Origin of the sequence: Streptomyces sp. NPDC008313 (assembly GCF_042956125.1) — a bacterium.
Lineage (GTDB): Bacteria > Actinomycetota > Actinomycetes > Streptomycetales > Streptomycetaceae > Streptomyces.
On the sequence record NZ_JBIBFR010000016.1, the window covers coordinates 22,940 to 40,975 of the forward strand.

Annotated in this window: 16 protein-coding genes; 6 read left to right on the forward strand and 10 right to left on the reverse strand. The window is 67.4% G+C overall.

The features are described from left to right. Positions 1–27: 27 nt before the first annotated feature. From ACFY93_RS22065 to ACFY93_RS22075, 3 genes are all read left to right on the forward strand, one after another. Positions 28–567, forward strand: coding sequence for a hypothetical protein (locus ACFY93_RS22065; protein WP_391361629.1), 540 nt, complete (start codon positions 28–30; stop codon positions 565–567). Between the two features lie 10 nt (positions 568–577). After that, entirely contained in the window at positions 578–1,060 is a 483-nt protein-coding gene (locus ACFY93_RS22070; RefSeq protein WP_391361631.1) for an NUDIX domain-containing protein, read from the forward strand. A 434-nt stretch (positions 1,061–1,494) separates the two neighbouring features. Further along, a complete protein-coding gene (locus tag ACFY93_RS22075; RefSeq protein WP_328312102.1) occupies positions 1,495–3,153 on the forward strand; it encodes an N-6 DNA methylase in 1,659 nt (552 codons plus the stop codon). A 16-nt stretch (positions 3,154–3,169) separates the two neighbouring features. Here the strand turns inward: ACFY93_RS22075 and ACFY93_RS22080 are convergent, their stop codons facing one another. Beyond that, positions 3,170–4,381 carry an McrC family protein gene (locus ACFY93_RS22080; protein WP_391361633.1) on the reverse strand — a complete coding sequence of 404 codons (1,212 nt, stop codon included), beginning with the start codon at positions 4,379–4,381 and terminating at the stop codon, positions 3,170–3,172. Further along, the gene (locus ACFY93_RS22085) at positions 4,378–6,246 is read right to left on the reverse strand and encodes a DUF4357 domain-containing protein (protein ID WP_391361636.1); all 1,869 of its coding nucleotides are present in this window, start codon (positions 6,244–6,246) and stop codon (positions 4,378–4,380) included. The genes ACFY93_RS22080 and ACFY93_RS22085 overlap by 4 nt, the downstream gene beginning before the upstream one ends. Positions 6,247–6,392: 146 nt before the next feature. On the opposite strand from ACFY93_RS22085, the gene ACFY93_RS22090 reads away from it, so the two are divergent. After that, a complete protein-coding gene (locus tag ACFY93_RS22090) occupies positions 6,393–6,989 on the forward strand; it encodes a hypothetical protein (RefSeq protein WP_391361930.1) in 597 nt (198 codons plus the stop codon). 29 nt (positions 6,990–7,018) lie between these two features. Here ACFY93_RS22090 and ACFY93_RS22095 read toward each other — a convergent pair whose 3' ends face one another. Next, positions 7,019–7,567, reverse strand: a complete 549-nt coding sequence (locus tag ACFY93_RS22095) for a hypothetical protein (protein WP_391361638.1) — start codon at positions 7,565–7,567, stop codon at positions 7,019–7,021. Continuing rightward, the gene (locus ACFY93_RS22100) at positions 7,564–9,996 is read right to left on the reverse strand and encodes an AAA family ATPase (RefSeq protein ID WP_391361641.1); all 2,433 of its coding nucleotides are present in this window, start codon (positions 9,994–9,996) and stop codon (positions 7,564–7,566) included. Before ACFY93_RS22100 ends, ACFY93_RS22095 begins: the two co-directional genes overlap by 4 nt. Before the next feature lie 260 nt (positions 9,997–10,256). On the opposite strand from ACFY93_RS22100, the gene ACFY93_RS22105 reads away from it, so the two are divergent. Further along, positions 10,257–10,670 carry a hypothetical protein gene (locus tag ACFY93_RS22105; RefSeq protein ID WP_391361643.1) on the forward strand — a complete coding sequence of 138 codons (414 nt, stop codon included), beginning with the start codon at positions 10,257–10,259 and terminating at the stop codon, positions 10,668–10,670. On the opposite strand, the gene ACFY93_RS22110 is transcribed toward ACFY93_RS22105, so the two are convergent. The 4 genes from ACFY93_RS22110 to ACFY93_RS22125 all read right to left on the reverse strand — a co-directional run bounded on the left by ACFY93_RS22110 (position 10,627) and on the right by ACFY93_RS22125 (position 15,543). Continuing rightward, positions 10,627–12,834 (reverse strand): caspase family protein, encoded by a 2,208-nt coding sequence (locus ACFY93_RS22110; RefSeq protein ID WP_391361645.1) that lies wholly within the window; start codon positions 12,832–12,834, stop codon positions 10,627–10,629. The genes ACFY93_RS22105 and ACFY93_RS22110 overlap by 44 nt on opposite strands. Next, on the reverse strand, positions 12,834–13,247 hold the full coding sequence (locus tag ACFY93_RS22115; protein WP_391361647.1) for a hypothetical protein: 414 nt from the start codon (positions 13,245–13,247) through the stop codon (positions 12,834–12,836). The genes ACFY93_RS22110 and ACFY93_RS22115 overlap by 1 nt, the downstream gene beginning before the upstream one ends. 152 nt (positions 13,248–13,399) lie before the next feature. After that, positions 13,400–14,722 (reverse strand): 7-cyano-7-deazaguanine synthase, encoded by a 1,323-nt coding sequence (locus ACFY93_RS22120; protein WP_391361650.1) that lies wholly within the window; start codon positions 14,720–14,722, stop codon positions 13,400–13,402. After that, positions 14,719–15,543 carry a hypothetical protein gene (locus ACFY93_RS22125; protein WP_391361652.1) on the reverse strand — a complete coding sequence of 275 codons (825 nt, stop codon included), beginning with the start codon at positions 15,541–15,543 and terminating at the stop codon, positions 14,719–14,721. The genes ACFY93_RS22120 and ACFY93_RS22125 overlap by 4 nt, the downstream gene beginning before the upstream one ends. Positions 15,544–15,970: 427 nt before the next feature. On the opposite strand from ACFY93_RS22125, the gene ACFY93_RS22130 reads away from it, so the two are divergent. Continuing rightward, positions 15,971–16,723, forward strand: a complete 753-nt coding sequence (locus ACFY93_RS22130) for a hypothetical protein (protein ID WP_391361654.1) — start codon at positions 15,971–15,973, stop codon at positions 16,721–16,723. A gap of 87 nt (positions 16,724–16,810) precedes the next feature. Here the strand turns inward: ACFY93_RS22130 and ACFY93_RS22135 are convergent, their stop codons facing one another. Both ACFY93_RS22135 and ACFY93_RS22140 read right to left on the reverse strand, forming a co-directional pair. Continuing rightward, a complete protein-coding gene (locus tag ACFY93_RS22135) occupies positions 16,811–17,281 on the reverse strand; it encodes a DUF5615 family PIN-like protein (protein ID WP_301998495.1) in 471 nt (156 codons plus the stop codon). Continuing rightward, complete coding sequence (locus ACFY93_RS22140) at positions 17,278–17,922, reverse strand: DUF433 domain-containing protein (protein ID WP_097251353.1); 645 nt, start codon at positions 17,920–17,922, stop codon at positions 17,278–17,280. Before ACFY93_RS22140 ends, ACFY93_RS22135 begins: the two co-directional genes overlap by 4 nt. Positions 17,923–18,036: the final 114 nt, after the last annotated feature.

Sequence of the window (18,036 nt, forward strand, 5' to 3'; positions counted from 1 at the left end):
TGGCGCTTCACCCCGGCGGTCCAGCTGGTGAACGATGCGGCAGCCGTGATGCAGCCTGGCCTGCGCACCGCGAACGACGAGTACCTCTCGGTCTACGGCACCCTCTTCCTCGCTGGCGCCATGGCGGCCGCCCGAGCGGAGGACCGGGCGACGACGCAGACCTTCCTTCGAGAAGCCGACGAAGCCGCACAGCGGTTGGGCACCGATGCCAACCACCTGTGGACGGCCTTCGGCCCGACGAACGTGGCTATCCACTGCGTCGCCACCGCCGGAGAGCTCGGAGACATCCAGATAGCCGCGGACCTCGGACAACGCATCGACACCAGCGGTTTGCCGGTGGAACGCCGCGTGAGGCACAACCTGGAAGTCGCCCGAGCACTCAGCGCCTGGAACCGGACCGACGAAGCCCTGGCCACCTTGCTGGACGCCGAACAGGCTGCCCCCGAACAGGTGCGCCACCACTACCTGAGCCGGGAACTGGTCATCGGCTGGATCCGAGGTACCCGAGGCCGCCCGTCCCAGCCGGTGGCAGACCTGGCACGCAGGCTCGGCGTCGTCGGCGGTTAGAGTCCGTCCCGTGAGCGAGAACGAGCACGAAGCGAAGATGGCCCACCCGCGCATGGCAGCCGGCGCACTCTTCTTCGACGACGCCGACCGGGTCCTGCTCGTCGAACCCTCGTACAAGGACTACCGCGACATCCCCGGCGGATACGCCGAGCACGGAGAGTCTCCGCGACAAGCCTGCATGCGCGAAGTCCACGAAGAGCTGGGTATCAAGCCCCACATCGGCCGCCTACTCGTCGTGGACTGGGCACCGAATCCGGGAGAGGGAGACAAGGTCCTCTACCTCTTCGACGGTGGCCGTCTCAGTGCGGAACAGCGCCAGCAGATCGCCTTGCAGGCCGACGAGCTCCGCAGCTACGACTTCCACGACGCCCAGCAACTGCCAGAACTCACCATTCCACGCCTCGCACGCCGGATCACCGCCGGGATCCAGGCCCGTGCAGCTGACCTGACTGCCTACCTGGAACAAGGAGTGTCGCCAGAAACAGGGGCTTGACCAGGGGCCGCTTGGCCTCAGCACGCGCGACGTGCTCGCCTCGAAGCGACCTCGGCTCGTCGGTCTGATCAGGATGGCCGAGTTCGATCTCGAACATGCCCTGACGGTCGCCGGCCAGCGGGAGTTCTCTCTGTCGAGCCCCTTCGGGGCCTGGGGATGTCGTAGGGAGAGTCCACCTCATGAAGGAAGCCCCCGTGTGAACGATCACGTAATTCGTGACCGCTCACACCGCTCGATTGCCAGGCCAGTGGAGGGCAGTCCATCCAACGGCGGATAGCCGAAGAGACCCGGTGGTACTGCCGAAGAGGGGTCACGCGGGACGCAAGTCGCGCCAGGGAGCCGAGCGCTCGCCTATCCAGTCACCCCATGGATTTGTTGACATCGCCAACGCATGCACTATCGGATTCTATCCCGATTGCGTGTACGGTGGAGCTATGAAGGAATCGACTCCCCCGGCTTCCGACTCACTGATCACTGGTGCAGAGATTGCCAGGCTGGCGGGAGTGACACGTGCTGCTGTCTCCAACTGGAGGCGGCGGTACAGCGACTTCCCAGCACCTGCTGACGGTGGAACGAGCACGCCCCTCTTTTCGCTGACCGAGGTCCGTTCCTGGCTGGCCAAGCAGCAGAAGGGCACCGATCTTTCAGACGACGTCCGCCTGTGGCAAGCACTGCGGGGTGCCTTCGGTGACGACATGGTCGCAGGCATCGCGGGCGCTGCCCGCTTCCTCGCACACGAGGATGATTCCAGGCTGGACGACAACCTGGTCGATCTGGCTGCGAGGGTGGCGGCTAAGGAATCAGCAGCCCGAGTCATCGACCAGCTGGTCGAACGCTTCCTGGACTCCTCACGACGTGCTGGCTCCGACCAGGTCACGTCGTTGCGGCTGGTCAAGGCCGTGAGGCACTTCGTGGGACCAGTGCCCGACGACTCTGTCATTCTCGATCCGGCCTGCGGTATCGGCACGCTCCTCCTTTCCGTTGGTCTCACCAAGGGGTCTGTACGCCGGGGTCAGGAGATCGATCCAGCGGCTGGGGAGCTGGCCCAGGCGCGAGCCGAGCTCACAGGGCCACAGGACACCGTCATCGAGATCGGGGACTCTCTCCGCGAGGACCGCTGGCCCGATCTGCGCGCCGACCTTGTCCTGTGCGACCCCCCGGCCGCCGGCCCGGACTGGGGCCGGGAGGAGCTGCTCCTCGATGCCCGCTGGGAACTGGGCACGCCTTCCAAGGCGGAGGGGGATCTGGCCTGGCTCCAGCACTGCTACGCCCATACCGCTCCAGGCGGTCGGGCCGTGGTCGTCATGCCCGCTTCCGTGGCCTACCGCAAGGCCGGCAGGCGCATTCGGGCCGAAATCGTCCGGCGCGGCCTCCTTACTGAGATCGTGGCACTCCCGCCCGGCATGGTGGCATCACACGCTCAACCGGTGCATCTGTGGGTGCTGCAGCGCCCGAGCGGCCCCTCTGACAGCGCGACTTCAGTGCGGATGGTGGATCTCACCGCCAATGCGCCCGATGGCCCCATGGAGCCGACAGCCGAGCAAGTCGCCGACGTACCACTGATCGATCTCCTGAACGACTCTGTCGACCTCACGCCGAGCGCGCACGTGGACGCTTCCCGGCAGGACTTCCCCGCCGAGTACCGCGCCTTGCAACGGGGCATCGAGGAGCGGCTCAACCGATTGGCCGCATTGCTGCCCGCCCTCACAGCGGGCGAAGGACCGGGAACACTGGACAGCGCGACGATCAGTCTGGCCGATCTCTCCCGTGCTGGGCTCGTCGACCTCGCCGATGCTGAACCAACCTCTACCAGTGAGCAGTTGGACACCGAGTATCTACGGGGGTTCCTGCGCAGCGCTTCCAACAATCGTCGTTCGACGAGTGGCAGCGGCTCCTATCGCCTCGACGTCAAGGGAGCGCGCATCCCGCAGATGGCCGTGGAAGAGCAACGCCGTTACGGTGCCGCCTTCCGTGCGCTCAAAGAGTTCGAGGAGCACATCGGCGAAGTGACCCGGCTGGCAGAACAAGTCAGCGCTCTTGCCCGTGACGGCCTCACCAATGGGGCACTTCTGCCTCCCGAGGACGGTGCCTGACGGATTCCTGGGTAGGTCACGTCGCGACCGCGCCTTCGACCATCGAGCGGGCGATGGACGTGATCGCGGCCAGCAGCTCGTCGGGCGACTGTTCCAGGGCCAGGGCGTGCTGATGGATACGGATTCCCGCGTGCCGCACCCGATGAGTCGCGCTCGGCTCGTAGCCCCTCGCATAGACGAGATGACCGTCGCGGAGTCCGAGCGCCGTGCAGTAGGCGAGCATCTGATAAAGGTCGGCGTCCGGAAATCCTTCGGGCTTCTCCGCCTTGTACTTGGCGTCCGCGACAGCTCGTGGGATGCCATGGTTGCCGTACCAGACCAGGTCCGGACGCATCCGAATAGCCTGGGCCTCATCGAGGTGCACGCCCTGCGCCTGAAGTGCGCTGCGCCCCCCATATTGCGCCAGCGCCTCGCGCAGTGCGATGCAGACGAAGTCCTCGAAGATCTTGTGCGTATCGAAGAGGTACCCGTCGATGGTGATCCGGCCGTCCATATGCTCCACGGACAAGCCGCGCAGCACCGTCTCGGCCAGCCGTAGCGCGGGCTGGTAGCGGAGGTTGAGCCGGCTCGCCCTCCACTGCGGCAGATCACGGCTGCCGGGGATCAGCGGCTGTGCGTCCAGCAGCCGGCCACGGTGGTGGCGCAGCCGACGGCGTACGCGGTCGGGCACCCTGGGCAGGGTCAGCAGCCGCTCCGTGGCAGCGCGCAGCAGCCGGTTCTCCGCGATGTCGGTCCCGTAGTCGTCGTAGGCGACCTCGACCGGGAACGCCCGCCCATGGTGCCGCCTGACCTGGTCCGCTTCTCTGATACGTCCTCGGACGACCGGTGCGGCCTCTTCCGTGTGCCGGTATCCCTGGAGCACTCCCTGCCGGAGGGCACGTTCGAGGGATCTCTCGAATCCCTGCGCCAGCGCGGGAAGCAGCTCGTCCTGCTCGGCAACACTCACCTCCCCGTCCCGGTGGAAGTGGGGGTTCGATGCGTAACCGATGAGGAAGAACAGCCGCGCCACCGGCACCTTGGGGGCGATGCGGAGGGTGACGGCGCTGTGCCCGGGTGACCTCAGGGCCACCGCGCCGACCTTGCCGCCGGCGCGCAGCCGCCAGCAGCCCGACCGGTAGGGATCGGGTGCGGCTTCGACGATCCTGGAGGCAGCGAGCGAGCGCCCGACTTCGTCCGGGAGAGGCACAGTGACGGGCGGCCCGTACTCGGCCAACTCGACAGTCGTCACGGCGAAGGCTCGTACGATTCGCCGTCGCCGATGGACCGGGCCAGCGCATCGAGTCCGTAGCGCTTCTCGATGTCGAAGGACTCCCCGTAGTGATGCTCCTCCAGCAGCGGCAGGATCTTGGTCCGCCAGGTGCGCTCCAGACCGCCCTGCCGGTGTGCCCCCTTCTTCATCAGGTAGGAGGGACCGATACGGAAGTCCGCTTCTTCGATACGGGAGTTGAGCGCGTCCAGAAGGTCCGCGGCCCGGGTGTCGAGCCCCTCCCGGTCGAGCCAGCGCCGTAGCAGGCCGCTGGTGGGCTCGGTGCGGGGTGACAGCTCGACGAAGGCGAAGCGCCTGCGCATCGCCGCGTCCACCAGGGCGATCGACCGGTCGGCGGTGTTCATCGTGCCGATGACGAAGAGGTTCGGCGGGAGCGCGAAGTCGTCGCCGGAGTAGGTGAGACGTACCGACTTGTTGCGGTACTCCAGGAGGAAGTACAGCTCGCCGAAGACCTTGGCCAGGTTGGCCCGGTTGATCTCGTCGATGATCAGGAAGTGCGGGATGTGCCGGTTGCCCTCGCGGGACGCCAGGTCTGCGAGCTCGCGCAGGGGGCCGGCGGTGAGACGGAAGGCGACTTCCCTTGTATCCGGGTCCTCACGAGGGCGGAACCCCTCGAAGAAGTCCTCGTAGGCGTAAGAGGGGTGGAACTGCACGAGCTTCACCTGCTCGGGCCCGCCGCCGAGGTTTTCGGCCAGTTTGAGGGCCGTGTACGTCTTGCCGGTTCCGGGCGGGCCATAGAGGATCAGCTGCCGTTCGTCCCACAGCAGGTCGCGGATGTCCCGTAGCCAGGCCACGTCGTGCACCAGTAGTTCGTCGGCGAGGTGCTGTTCCGGCACGGGGAGTTCCAGCTCACGCCGGGCGGTGAGGGCGGGTGTCGTGCCGCTGGGGTCGTGCTCTATCGCCTCGGCCTCGTCCGCCAGTTCCTCGTCGGAGAGGCCGAGCCCTTCGATGAGCGGCTGGACCGTGGTGAGGTCCACGACATCGTGCTGGACGGACAGCCGCTGCTGGATCTCCTCGGGCAGCACGTCGTACGGGTGGCCGGTGCTCTGCCACTCGACGGGCCGCCGCAGATTGGACCGGCCGTTGTCGGAGGCGGTCTGCTCGGCGGGGCCGGTGATCTCACCGACGTAGAACCGTCCGCCGGAGAGTGTGCACACGGTGTCGCCGGGCTTCATCCGGGACAGGAACGCATGGAGTTCCTCGACGAGTTCCAGCTTCTGGTTGTACGTGGCCGTGGTGCCCCAGTCCTCCTCGACGACCGTGCGCAGGCGCTCTTTGCTGGTTCCCTGGTCGATCCCCTGGCGCAGGCGAGGGGCGGCGAGCGAGACCCGCTCCTCGGGAAGCCACAGCTTCTGAACGAGATCGGCCCCGGCCACGTTGGAACCCCGGACGAGCCAGGCTCTGGCAGGACCCGGCCAGACCCCCTCCATGAAGTCCGAGAGCGGCGCCCCCGCTTCCGTCTTCCAGTCCACCCAGCCGTTGCGCGGCGCCCCGACCAGAACGCCCGCGGCGAAGGACGGGGACCCGCAGTCGACGTCCTGGGCCAGCTCCAGCCACCCGGGCCAGCGGGTGGACGGGCGCAGCACACCCGTGTTCTTCATCGTCTCCCGCGCGACGGCCGTGCCGGAGAAGTGCTTGGAGAAGGACGGCATCTCGCGGTCCCTGGCGGGCGAGCCCGCCAGGATGCGGAATTTCCGGCTTCCGTTGGTCCCCACCTCGTCCAGCAGCACCCCTCGTGCCCGGTCGACCCCGCTCGCCCCCGGCAGTCGCAGCAGGAACTGCGGCGGCTCCCCCGAGTCGGGAGTCCCGCCTTCGGTCTCGGTCATGTTCGCTCCCCCGTTCCGGGCGGCACAAGCATTGCCACCTTTCCCAACAACCCTATTTTTTGGCGTAGTTAAGCGCATAATCTCCCGCCAGGGGAGCACGGTGTGTGTCACCCCACGGGTGGAGGGACACAGTCGCCGTGACCATCATGGATCAGCTCACATTGCGACGGGACGGCACGACGCCGAAGGACTACGCGGCCACGTGTTCCGGTGCGCAGTCCAGGGGGGTGGCGGGGGTGTGGCGGGTGCAGTTGGCCGGCCGGCCCGGTCTGACGATCCACGACACGCGGTGGGAGAACGGGGAGCGTGACCTCGTCCTGTACCAGCCCGCCGTCGTGCCGGAGATGCCTGCTCCGCTGTCCAACCTGCACAACCGGCGGCGTGCCGGTATCCAGGAGTCCGAGCTGTACGACGAGGAACTGCGGATCATGGGCTGGGTCGCCGTCCCCGGCGACCGCCCAAGCTTCAAGAAGACGTTCACCACTGCCGACTTCGTCGACCTGTGCGGTCTCGACGATCTGCGTGAGCTGACCGATCGCCCCGGGGTGGTGCTCGACGTGGCCTTCGAGCGGCCGGACCCGCTGCTCATCGACCTGGACGAGCCGCAGGACACGGATTCCGTTCAGCACGCGCTCTTCTTCCCGCAGGACGATGACCAGACACCGGTGGTGTTCTTCCTGCTCAGTCGGGTCGCGCCGACACTGCGCCACATCGGCTGGCTGCCGGATCTCGTCCGGCCGTAGCCAGACGACGCGGACGGCTCCCGGTACGTTCACGGGCCGCCGACGACCGGAGGTTCGGCCCGTCGTCCCGGCGGCGGGCAGGGCTTCGGTACGGGGCGGCCCGCCCGCAGGTGCCCCGTCGGGGGCACGGCGGGAGTCGCGGCCAGTGTCGTGGTCCGGACGGTCGGGGGGACCGGAGCCGGGATGACCACGGCAGGTGTGGCGGTGGGCGCCCCGTCGAGTGCGTCGAGCAGGGCGTTCACCTCCAGCAGACGCGCCTGGATCTCGGCGGGCAGGGGAGGCAGTTCGGGCACGCGGTGGTGGCAGACACCGCTGAGCGCGGACCAGGTGAGGCGCCAGCGCCGGGCGGTCCCCCGGTCCGTGTACGCCTCCAGGCACAGCATGCGGTGCTTGGCGTTGCGCGTCATGGCAGGGGCCACACCGTGCCAGAAGTCGTCCAGCCGCTGGTCGAGAGCGAGGCGCAGCAGCATGGCGGCGGCGCGGGCCCGTACGCCGGGGCTGAGCGGTCCCGCCGTGCCTGCCGGAGGCTGCAGAAGGGCCTCGGCATCGGAGACGAGTTCGCGGGCGTTGTCCGTCATCGGGCACCGCCCTGCGACACGACCGTTCCCCGGCCACGCCGGATCGCCCCGGCCAGCCTCTCCGTACGCGTCACGAGCTGCCTGCGGTCGTCCAGGGTCGGCAGCCCCGGGTGAGAGCCCTCGTTGAGCTCGTTGATCAGCGCCCATCCCCCGTCGTACAGGCTCTCGACCACCGTCTGGGGCCTCCCGGAAGAGTCACCGAGCAGGGCGAGGGCCACATGTTCCTTAGTGCGCACCAGCGGGGAGATACGCTCCTCGATCTCCGCGAGGCCAAGGCCATGGTCGTCCCGCAGCGTACGGCGCGCGGTCTCCATGCAGGCGACTTCCAGTGCGTGCCGGCACATCGCCGGAATCACCCGGTCGGCGACGCTCTGAGGCAGATGCTGATCGTAGGAGAGGTCACGGGCCTCCTGGAACGCCTGCTTGACGGGATCGCTCCTCTTCTCGACAGTGACGACGGAGTCGCTCTCGCGGGAGATGTGGAGGATCGTCGCCTCGATGCCGAGGTGGGAGATGGCCTGCTCCAGCCGCGTGTCGTGGGTGAAGACGACCACCTGCCGGTGGCGGGCGCACTCGCTCAGGACGGTGGCCAGCCCTTCCACCTTCTGCGTGTCCATCGACTGCACCGGGTCGTCGATGACGAGGAAGCCGAACGGGCTGTCGTCGTGCGTCGCGCGCGGGATGAACAGCGACAGGGCGAGCGAGTGCAGTTCGCCCTGGCTCATCACGCTGTACGCGGGCGCCTCGTGGGCGTCCACGGAGACGCCGAGCTGCACACTCCCCTGCCGGGCCGTGCCCTTCAGCTCAATGTTCCCGAGCGACACGCTACTGCTCTCGCAGAGCTTGTTCCACACGTCCTGCGACTGCTTCTCGAACTTCGCCATCCGTACTTTTCTCAGGTCGTCCGTCTGCGTCCTGAGCCAGAAGCGAGCCTCTTCGGCCTCCTTGCGCTGGTCCTTCGCCTCCGCGGCCTTCTCCGTCGCGTCGAGCCACTCGGCGAGCCGCACGGCCGCGGGCCGCCAAGCGGTGTTGCGGTCGGTGAGCCTGCGGGCGGCCTCCTCGCTGGTCTGCCGGCATGCCGCGCCCAGCGTCGGGGCGACGCGTTCGACGCGGTTCGCCAGCTCGGCGGGGTCGGTCAGGCTCCGGCACAGGGCCCATTCGCGCCAGAGGCCCGCCAGTTCCGACTCCTCCGCCCGCAGCAGGTCGGGGACCGGCTGCACCAGGTCGTGGACGGCACGCTGCGCGGCGCCGAGCGCCCGGCGGGCCGTTTCGGCCCCGGCCGCCTCCGACTGGAGCCGCTCGATCTCCGCCCGCGCGCCGTCCGCCCAGGCCGGGTCCAGCCGGTCCGCGGTGCCACAGACGGGGCAGTCGGCGTTCTGGGAGCGGCGACGGTGTTCGAGGGCACTCTCCAGCAGCCCGGCGAGCCGCCGCGCGTCCTCGGCGTCGGAGTGCCGTACGTCCTCGGCTGCGGCAGCCGCCTCCCGCAGCCGGGCCAGCGCCCCGGCGACCTCCTGCTGGTCGGGGCCGGTCAGGGTGGCGAGTGCCCGGAGGCGGACGTCCGCACCCGAGTCGGTGACCGCGTCCCGGTCGAGCAGGGCGCGGACGGCGTCCGCATCGGGGATACGTCCGCCGAGTGCCCGAGCAGCTTCGACGGCACGCTGGTCGTCGAGTCCGGTCAGGGCGTCGACGGCCGCGGTCTTCAGGGCGCCGGGCCGCTTCTCGACGTCCTTGCACTCCTTGATACGGGCCGCGAGCCGGTCGTCGATGTCGCCGAGCTGGCCGAGCCCGATGAACCGGGCCAAGGTGTTGTGCAGGGCGCTGAGCGTCCCGTCGACCATCGAGCCCAGCTCGCTGTACGGCAGGAACGGGCGGTAGAGGGAGAGCGTCGAGGCGTCGAGGCTCTCCTCCAGCTTCTGCTCCGTGCCGTCCGCCCGCTCCACCGTCGTGCGCGCCTCGTCCACCTTCGCCCCGTACCACGTGCGGCGCACGGTGACCGGGTCGCCGGTGTCGTCCAGGGTGAGCCGTACGGAGACGGTCGGAACCGTGGAGTCGTGCAGGTTGCGCCACCCTTCCTTCCACACCGCCGTACGAGCCTTGCCGTTGCTCCCGTCCCAGCGGGCGTTGAAGCCCGTCAGCGCCATCTCGGCGGCTTCGGCGAAGCTCGACTTGCCGGTGCCGTTGCGACCCGCGACGACGGTCAGCCCGGGGCCGGGCGGAAGGTCGAGCGTGGTCTCGGGGCCGACCCCCCGCCAGCCCGCCGCCGTGATGGAGCGCAGGTACACGGGCCCGGCGCGTCCGGTCCTCTCCGGCGTCGGCTCGGGAAGCATCCCGCGCAGCAGGTCGGCCGCCTCCGGGGCCAGTTCGGACGCGGCGAGGCTCGCGGTGAGGCGGTCATCGAGCAGCTGACGCAGAGGGGTGTCGTCGGTCATGGCAGTGCTCCTTGCACGATCAGGCGGAGAGCACGACGGGACCGCCGCACTGTTCACTGCTCGATCTTCCAAGATGCACGTTGGCGATGTCAACAGACTTTGCTATGTTCAGAAACTCGAAAACGTGTACGGTATGGATCCCGGCGTGGCCCCGTAGGCGGTCCACTCGCCCGGAACCCGCGAATGCAACCCGTCTGAACCGAAGTACGAGAAGGGGTCAACAAGTGCAGCCCACCCGACCGAACGGGACGGAAGACCTCATGGCCGATGAAGGGCAGGGGGTGCAGGAAGAGCTGGAGCACGATCCGCTGGAGACGGCGCGTACGCACGTAGGTGCCCTGCTCCACCACGCCCGCATGCTGAGGGGCGAGCCCGGCGACGTCCTCGACATGGCCTTACGGACAGCGCAGCGCGCCTTCGTCGAGATCGACGCATGCAACTCGCTGCTCGACGCGGCCTCCGAGCGTGCGCATGCCCTTGCGCGGGAACTCGAAGGCCGTCTCGCCGAGGGGGACTCGGCTGCCGTGCCCGGCATCCTCGACGAACTCGACACTCTGGCGGCCAGGGTGGCCGTTTCCGAGGCTGAGCGGCAGGTCGTTCTGCGCATCCTGGACATGGAGGACGCTGTCGCTACCTCGGATGACGGCAGATCTGCGGGAGCCGTGAGGATTTGATGAGCCTCTCGAGCGCCGGGACCCCGTCATGGTAAATAGCCGGGCCTGATGCACCGGGCATGAGTCGGCGCAGGGCACCGGTTGCGATATCGGCGAGCGTAGTTCCGATGTCGCTGCCTACGTCGATGGGCAACGTGCCGATGAGGGTGACCTCGCGGTCATCCCACTCGTCGATGTGTTCAGTGAGGAAGTCCACCGCCACCGACTGCCGACGGGCAAGCAGGAGCAGCTCGCAGGCGTGCACGGCGTCGCGGAGATCGAAACGGAGGCGGGCTGTGATGCCTGAGGGTCCGGACCCGGGCTCCTGGCAGGTGATGACAAGCTCGTCAGCGTCACGGCTCTTGGCGGTGATACTCATCTGCATGCCGCCGCGGACAAGCAGTTCCTGCGCCGCAAGTTGTTCGCGCTCGTCGTGCAGGGCGATCGACCACCATGGAAGCGGGCCCCAGGTGCCGTGTGTTGTCACGTGCTCGGGGAAAGGGGTGAAGGACCGGTACCGCTCCAGCAGATGCTGCTGGAAGGTGACAAGGCAGCCGTCCTGGAAGTGTTCGTCCCGGCTACGCTCGCGTAGCAGCTCGTACTCGATGGCGCTCATGCCCTCTACAGCCAGGGCGATGTGCTCCAACTGTTCCTGGATGATCTTTGCGGCCCGCTCAAGAACACCGCGGAACTCATCGCCGGGAGGTGCCTGATCGAGGAGACGGCCGAGAGCACGCTGCGCGGCCTGGCAGCGGACGAGATCTCCGCCGAGGCGCACCAAGTGGCGAGCCTTGAGAATGCTCCAGGTGCGGGTGGACATCCACCGATCCCAGGCGCGGTCGCCGCCACCCCGCTCGCCGAGCACCATGGCCCCCGCGTTGCCGACGCGGAAGTCCGACTCGTCTTTCAGCCTCTTCCACACGTCGGGATATGCCTCCAGTGGAGAGGACGGCAGCGCCGAGAGTGCCGCGTGGACACGCGAGTCCGTGCTGTCCCACAGCTCCCTGAGTTCACGTTCCACACGTGTACGAGGCACCGTACGACCTCGTTGGGCAGCCCAGTATTCAATGAGAAGCATGTCCGTGCTCTCCGGCCTCCAGGGGAGCAGTCCCAGGCCGTCGAGGACCACAACGGTGGTGGCCAGCCCGTCATGCTGGAACCCGAACTGGACCGTGCTGATGAGCTCGGTGAGCTCATCAGCATTGGGGCCGGGCGCAGTGAAAAAAGGGCTGGCGGCGAGCCAGCCACGGATATTCGCCGTGCCCTCACCCCGAGCGAGCCGGGCGGCGATCCGCGCCACCAGCAGGGAGCCGATGAGCCCGGGTTCGCCGAACTCGGTGCGTAGTCGGCCCTCAGCAAGCGCCGGGACATCCCTTACATGCCAGAGCAGCCCTTCTTGGATCGCGCGGAACCACTCTTCACGCAGCGTCGCGAGCGTGGGCTTCTTCCTGGGCCGCTTCCACTTGTTTCGGAACAGTGTGATGGCGTGCCCCTGGTCGCCGGCCCGTTGCAGGGGTACCGGCATGCCCTGTGATGCCAGTTCACGGCTGACGTGCTGGTAGAGGGCGTTCATGTCGAGTGGGCCCAACACGTCTGGAACGCCATCGGTAATGGCTTTCACGAGTTCACCGGTGAACGCAGTGAAGTGCGCACCCACGGGGGCCATGGCAGCCTGCGTAGCGGCTGAGGCAGTCATGACATAGGTACCCTCGATGGCGGCCTGGTCCGCGAACTCATCCGGCCCGCCCATGTATCCCTCCAGCGCGGCACCGCTGTAGCAACAGTCGAGGATCACGACCTTCCTGGGCGCTGCGCTTTCCAGCACTGCTGTGCGGAGGTAGTTGAACGCCACCGACTTGTACAGCTTCCGGTTTCGCTCGGAATGCCCCAGCGCGAGATAGAGAAAGCCATCGAGCGACCGCATACCGTGGCCGGCGAAGTACACCACCAGCGTGTCTGTCGCCTCGCTTGCTGCCTGGTGGACGGCATCGAGTACGTCCTGGCCATCGGCGGGATTACGCAGCGACACGCAATGTCCGGCGGGTAGCCCCCCAACGTCCGGTGACCTGAACAGCTCTGCCAGCCTGGCGAGGTTGTTCCGCACCGCTGGCAGGTCCGAGAAGTTCTGATAGTCGTCCGCACCGATCAGCACCACACGAGTTCCGTCGGGGTCGGGCAGCCCCATCACCGATTCCCTGCAACCGACGGTGCCGACGGACGTCCCGGACCAGTGGCCCCTGGGTCTCCGCCGTGGGTCTCGGGAGCCAACAGCAGTGCGACTCGGCGCAAGGTTTCGTCCGACGCATCGTGCACGGTCACTGTCATACCGCCGTGCTCGAAGGTCACGGCCCCGGGCGGCGAAGGTCGGGATGCTCGCCAGGCGACCACGATGTTCACCAACAAGCTCGCAGCGGCAATACCGTTGCTGACGAACATGTTGATGATCTCGCCCGCGCTCATGCGGTCAGAGACTTCGGAGGCTTGTTCCAGTTCGACCTCCATGTGACGCCGGAGGTCGCGATCCTGCCGGAGCCAGTAGTAGAGATCATGTGCCGCTGCGTCGTCGCCCTGCGCATCGACCGTGATCTGAATCTCCACGACGTCTCCCTCTATCGTCTCTGCTGCCTAGCGCTCACGGCAAGGAGCGGATATGGGGCCGTCACTCCTGCCACAGCTTTCACCCCAGAGGGAAGAATACGTCTCAACTGGCCTTCAACGGTGTGGCGTTGATTCGTACGCCACGAAGCCGTCTACGCCGCATCAGCGGCCTCGGCCGCACCGGCGATCTGAAGCAGTCGGGCCAGTTCCTTCCGCCCGCGCTTGATCACTTCGAAGGCCGCCATTGGATCCATGTCCGGCGGCAGCGGAGTATCGGTGAGGAGATCCGTAATGGTGTATCTGCCGAGCAGCCACCGCTGCAGTGCGCGCCAGTCGGCACCCCGGTCAAGCGGTAAGCCGTCCGCCCACGGCAATGCCTCGTACCGGGTGCCGTCGATGCCGTTGGCGTGGAGTAGCCCGGAGCGGCGCACGAGGCACGGGAAGCAGACCCCGCAGTTGGCGATGGGAGGGCCGCCGCTTCGGCGGGTTGGAGGCTTGCCGCAGCTCAGAGTGGACTCCAGGTCGGACGGGGTGAGCCCCGCATCACGTCCGGCCTTGCACACCTCGCCTTTCGTGAGCTGTGCCAAGGGGTTGACCACCTGCACCGCGCTCTCCGTGTCACTCACGGCCGTCACCAAGGCGTTCAGGCTGCGCAGCGTCCGCGGGTGCACGGAGCGCGTGGAACAAGCGGCCGAACGCGCCGCTGTCAGGGACGGATTGAGGGCGAGCTGGCCATTCTCGGGGATGTGGACGGTACTCACACCGTGCGCGGTGGCGGCGCGGATCGCGCCTGTCGCATACAGCAGGCCACGTGTGCGGGAGGAGGTCTCCAGCCGTAACCTCGAGCCGTCGCCCGCCGGGGTCTGGCTCATCGGCAACAGCAGGACCGGCCGTGCTCCGCCCAGTCGTTCGACGGCCTTGTACACCCGCTGCTGGAGACGCAGCAGGCCGATCTCGCGGAACATCACGAGCAGCAGCGGTCGGGAGTCGGCGGCGCGCGCACGGGTGGCAGCCCAGCTGAGGGAATCCAGTCCGCCGGAGAACAACGCGACTTCCGCGGCACGCGGGTCGTCGGGAGAGATCATCGCCTCCTCGACGTAGTGACCGGTGAGTGGACGGAAGTCCACGTTCCAGAGGTCCCCGGTGAGGACTTGGAGAAGCGCAGTGAGGTGGGTACGGACCGCTGCGCTTGCCCACCGCTCGTGTTCCGTGACGGGCACGGCGAGGCTGATGCGGCGGGTCCACCTGTCCCGTACTCCGGTCCGGCGTACGTACTTGTCGGCGATGAAAGCCGCCCTGGCGACGCGGAACAGGTCCTCGGCCCAGTCGGGGACGGAACCGGGCAGATAGTGCCGGCCGGTGATGCGGCGCTCCTTTTCCTGGAAGGATTCCTCGCCGATCTCCGTCCAGCGGTCGCCACGAGGTCGGTCGCTCCGAGGACCGCGCCACCACAGGAAATCGTCAGAATCGGTCACGCCGCAGCTCCCTCTTCTCCGGTGATCTCCTCGGTGATCAGGCCAAGCACCTTTCCGACCGCCCGCGGTACCAACAACTCGGCGATCTTGGGCAATGCAGCCGACGGGTCCTGCAGAGCGTCCACCACTGACTGCGCGGTATCCACACCCTGTGCAAGGTCCGTCGCTTCGGCGGACTCCTCGCAAGGATTCGGCACCAGGTCCACTACCTTCTCCGCGACCCAGTCGGCGATCCTGCCTTCCGGATCGGCCGCGATGAGCACCGGGACCGCCACCTTGACGTGCTCGGCGACAACGGACCTGAGGAACTCCCCCACCATGTCCGCGAAGAACACCTGGTAGAGATCGCACAGGATGTCCCAGGTGAAGCCGCCGCCGCCTCCGCCCATGGCATCGTCCAGCTCGGGATGTCTGCTCCGGACATCGCGGACCGCCGCGGCCATCCCCCTGCGCACCGCGGCGTCGGCGAGTGTGCCGCCGTCCCCACCGACCTCCAAGACGAGACGCGCGACGAGCGCGTCCTCCGACTCCGCCCCCTCTGTAGCCAGCGGCCCCAGGGCTCCGGCGAGCCGTTCGCCTGCCGCGCAAGCCGTGTCGTACAACCCGAAAGCCGATCGATCGGCACAGAGCGTCTCGTGCAGGGCGCTCAGGTGGTCCGCCGCGATCTCCTCTAGCCGCTGATCCGCGTTACGTGAGTCCTCCCGCCAGCGCGCCAGCCGCCTCCCAGCGGAGCTCCACCGATCGCCGTTCGGTCCCTTCCATCGCGTGGATGTCCCCACATCGCCCCCAACGATGGTGTCCCAACCAGCCACTTCGTCCATGGCATCAGACCGGACGATCCCCAGGTAGGGCGGGACTCGGCCAGGGGCCCGCGGACCGACCAGGTGCTGAAACAGCCAGGGGTATCACTTCCCGTGATGCCTATACCCAGATACGTGACCAGTCGTAGCGCTGAGTCACAGACGCCCCGCAAGTACCGGTTCGGGGCAGGTCGCGGGCTGGCAAGATTGGCCCTTGCGTCGTATGCCCTGTTGTCCGTGCTCTCTGCGGTGCGGCTCCTGACCGCGTATCAAATCAGGAAGCTCCGGCTGTCCGCTCCAGACGACACCAGTCGCCTGAAGGCCGCTTGCGATCCAGGTCCGGTCACAAGTCGTCATCCGGCACACGGGCAGTCGGCTCACGGGGTGGCCACGCCAGCATGCATTCCACGGTTGTGCACGAGAACACGGTGCAGCGAAGGGTGAAGCCATGGCCAAGCTCACGGAGGAGCAGAAGCGGCGACGAGCCGCCAAACGTGCTCTGCGCTCGGCCCTGAATGCCGAAGCGGACGACCGTCGTCGCCGCGAGCGGGATGCACGCTGGAAGCGAGAAGGTACGTGCCTCAGCTGGGCGGAGTACGTGGCCGGTGAGCCCTGTCGCGGTTGCGGACAACCCATGACGGATGAGCTGGGGAGCTGGCCACCTCTCATGAGGTTGTCCGAGGCCGAGAAGCGCGAATACGAGGAAGCCAACCAGAGGTTCCGCGAGCGGCACGCCGACTGCCGGGATGCTCGGTGGTCCGTCAGCGGTTCTCGGGTGACGCACTGCTGTTTTTGTTGCCCGCCACCGCCGATGGGGCCGAAGCAGATAGAGAAGCTCGCCAGCCTGTTCGCGTCCTGGCCTTCGCGGGAGGAGAGCAAGAAAGACCTCGATACTTGGGACCTCACTCTCCGTTGCGACCATGTGGTGCCCCACATTCAGCATCGCGAGAACAGCCGCGTTTCCACCCGCGTCATCGACTGCCCAGAGTGCGGAGAGCGTCGCGGCGTAGTGAGCAGTGAGCGAGTAGGGCCCGCGTACCGCGATGACGGGACCATCCGTGAGCGGGCGGCAGCTGATCGAGAGCGGCTCGCCCGGGAACTGGCAGCCGCCGAGGCGAAGCTGACCCGTCAGCAGAAGAACGCGGCGGCAACCCAACAACGCATCGCCGAACTCCAGGAAGAGCTCGGCAGTGAACCTTGATGAGACGAAGCGCAGGCAGCGATGCCAGGTCATTCCCCGCATCGATTCCGATGGGTTACTGGCCGGGAGCCCTCGTGTATCGAGGTGTCAGGACTCAGCGGTCGAATCGCGCCCCGGCCAGTGCTTCGGCGGGGCGACGGCCGGGTCCGTGATCTGGAGGCGCTTCTGCCGGGTCGGGTCGATCGACGTCAGAGAGACGAGACGCTGGCCGTCAGCTGCTTCGAGTTCGGACAGGGCGTGCGGAAGGGCCGCGCAGACAGTGGCGATCGCCGTGCCCAGGCCCACCAGGCCACCGTGCTTGTTGTTCTGGCGGTACTCGATGCGATGCAGGCCCGACTGTGCGATGGCCGCCACTTCGAGTGGCCGGCTGAGCTGCTTGGTGTCGTTGGTGATGACGACCTCGAAGCCGTCGGTCTTGGCCTTGGCGTACAGCTCGATGTCCTTCGTGCCCGTCCAGCCCTTGAGCTCGTGGACGTGGACGACTTCATGCGCCTTCAGCAAGATGCGCACGATCTCGGCCATGGGACGGGGCACGTTCTCGTCGAGCAGCAGTTTCAAGCGACGACCTGCCGGGGCTCACTGCTGCCATAGCTGTCGACGTACTCGCTGAAGTCGGCAGCGTCCCGGGCGGCCTCGGCCGTCACGCCTGGGTAGAACTCACCGATCTGGTCCGGCGGGATGCCGTCTCTCACGAGGGCAGCGACATCTGACGCCGGGATCCTGGTGCCTTGGATGACCGGTTCGCCGCCTCGCACCGACTCGTCGACCGCAACGTGTTCACGGGGGGTGAGCAGAGCGGGAATGCTGCGGCCGTCCTTATAGAAGGGCGCGAGAACATCCACCATCTGGTGGATGACCACGTTGCCTCCCTTGATCAGGTCTACGGCATGGTCGGGTTCAGCCAGATAGATCGTGTCCGGGCCCGCGACGAGTTTGTACGAGGAGAGGTGCTCCCACTCGCCGAGATCTTCCCGGAGAGTGTTCAACGCACGGCGGATCTTCTGCAACGAAGCCTCTTCGCGCAGCTGCACACAGATGCGGAGCGCGACAACGTCGCGGAACGAGTAGAGGATCGGCCTCTCGCTGGAGATCTCGGGCACGAGCACGGCGCCCTTGGGCCCGGAGGCTCGGCGCCAGTGGGACAGCTGGCGCAGCGTCGCGCCGGAAAGAGCCGCGGCGAGTTTAGGTTCGTACGACACCGCGCGCCTCCTTCCGCCCCTGCCGATACGGGCCTGAACGTACCCCATTCTCATGGAAGCCACTCGGCGCAGAAGCCGAAGGGCCCATTCAGGGGGCCTGGCACACGTCCGTGG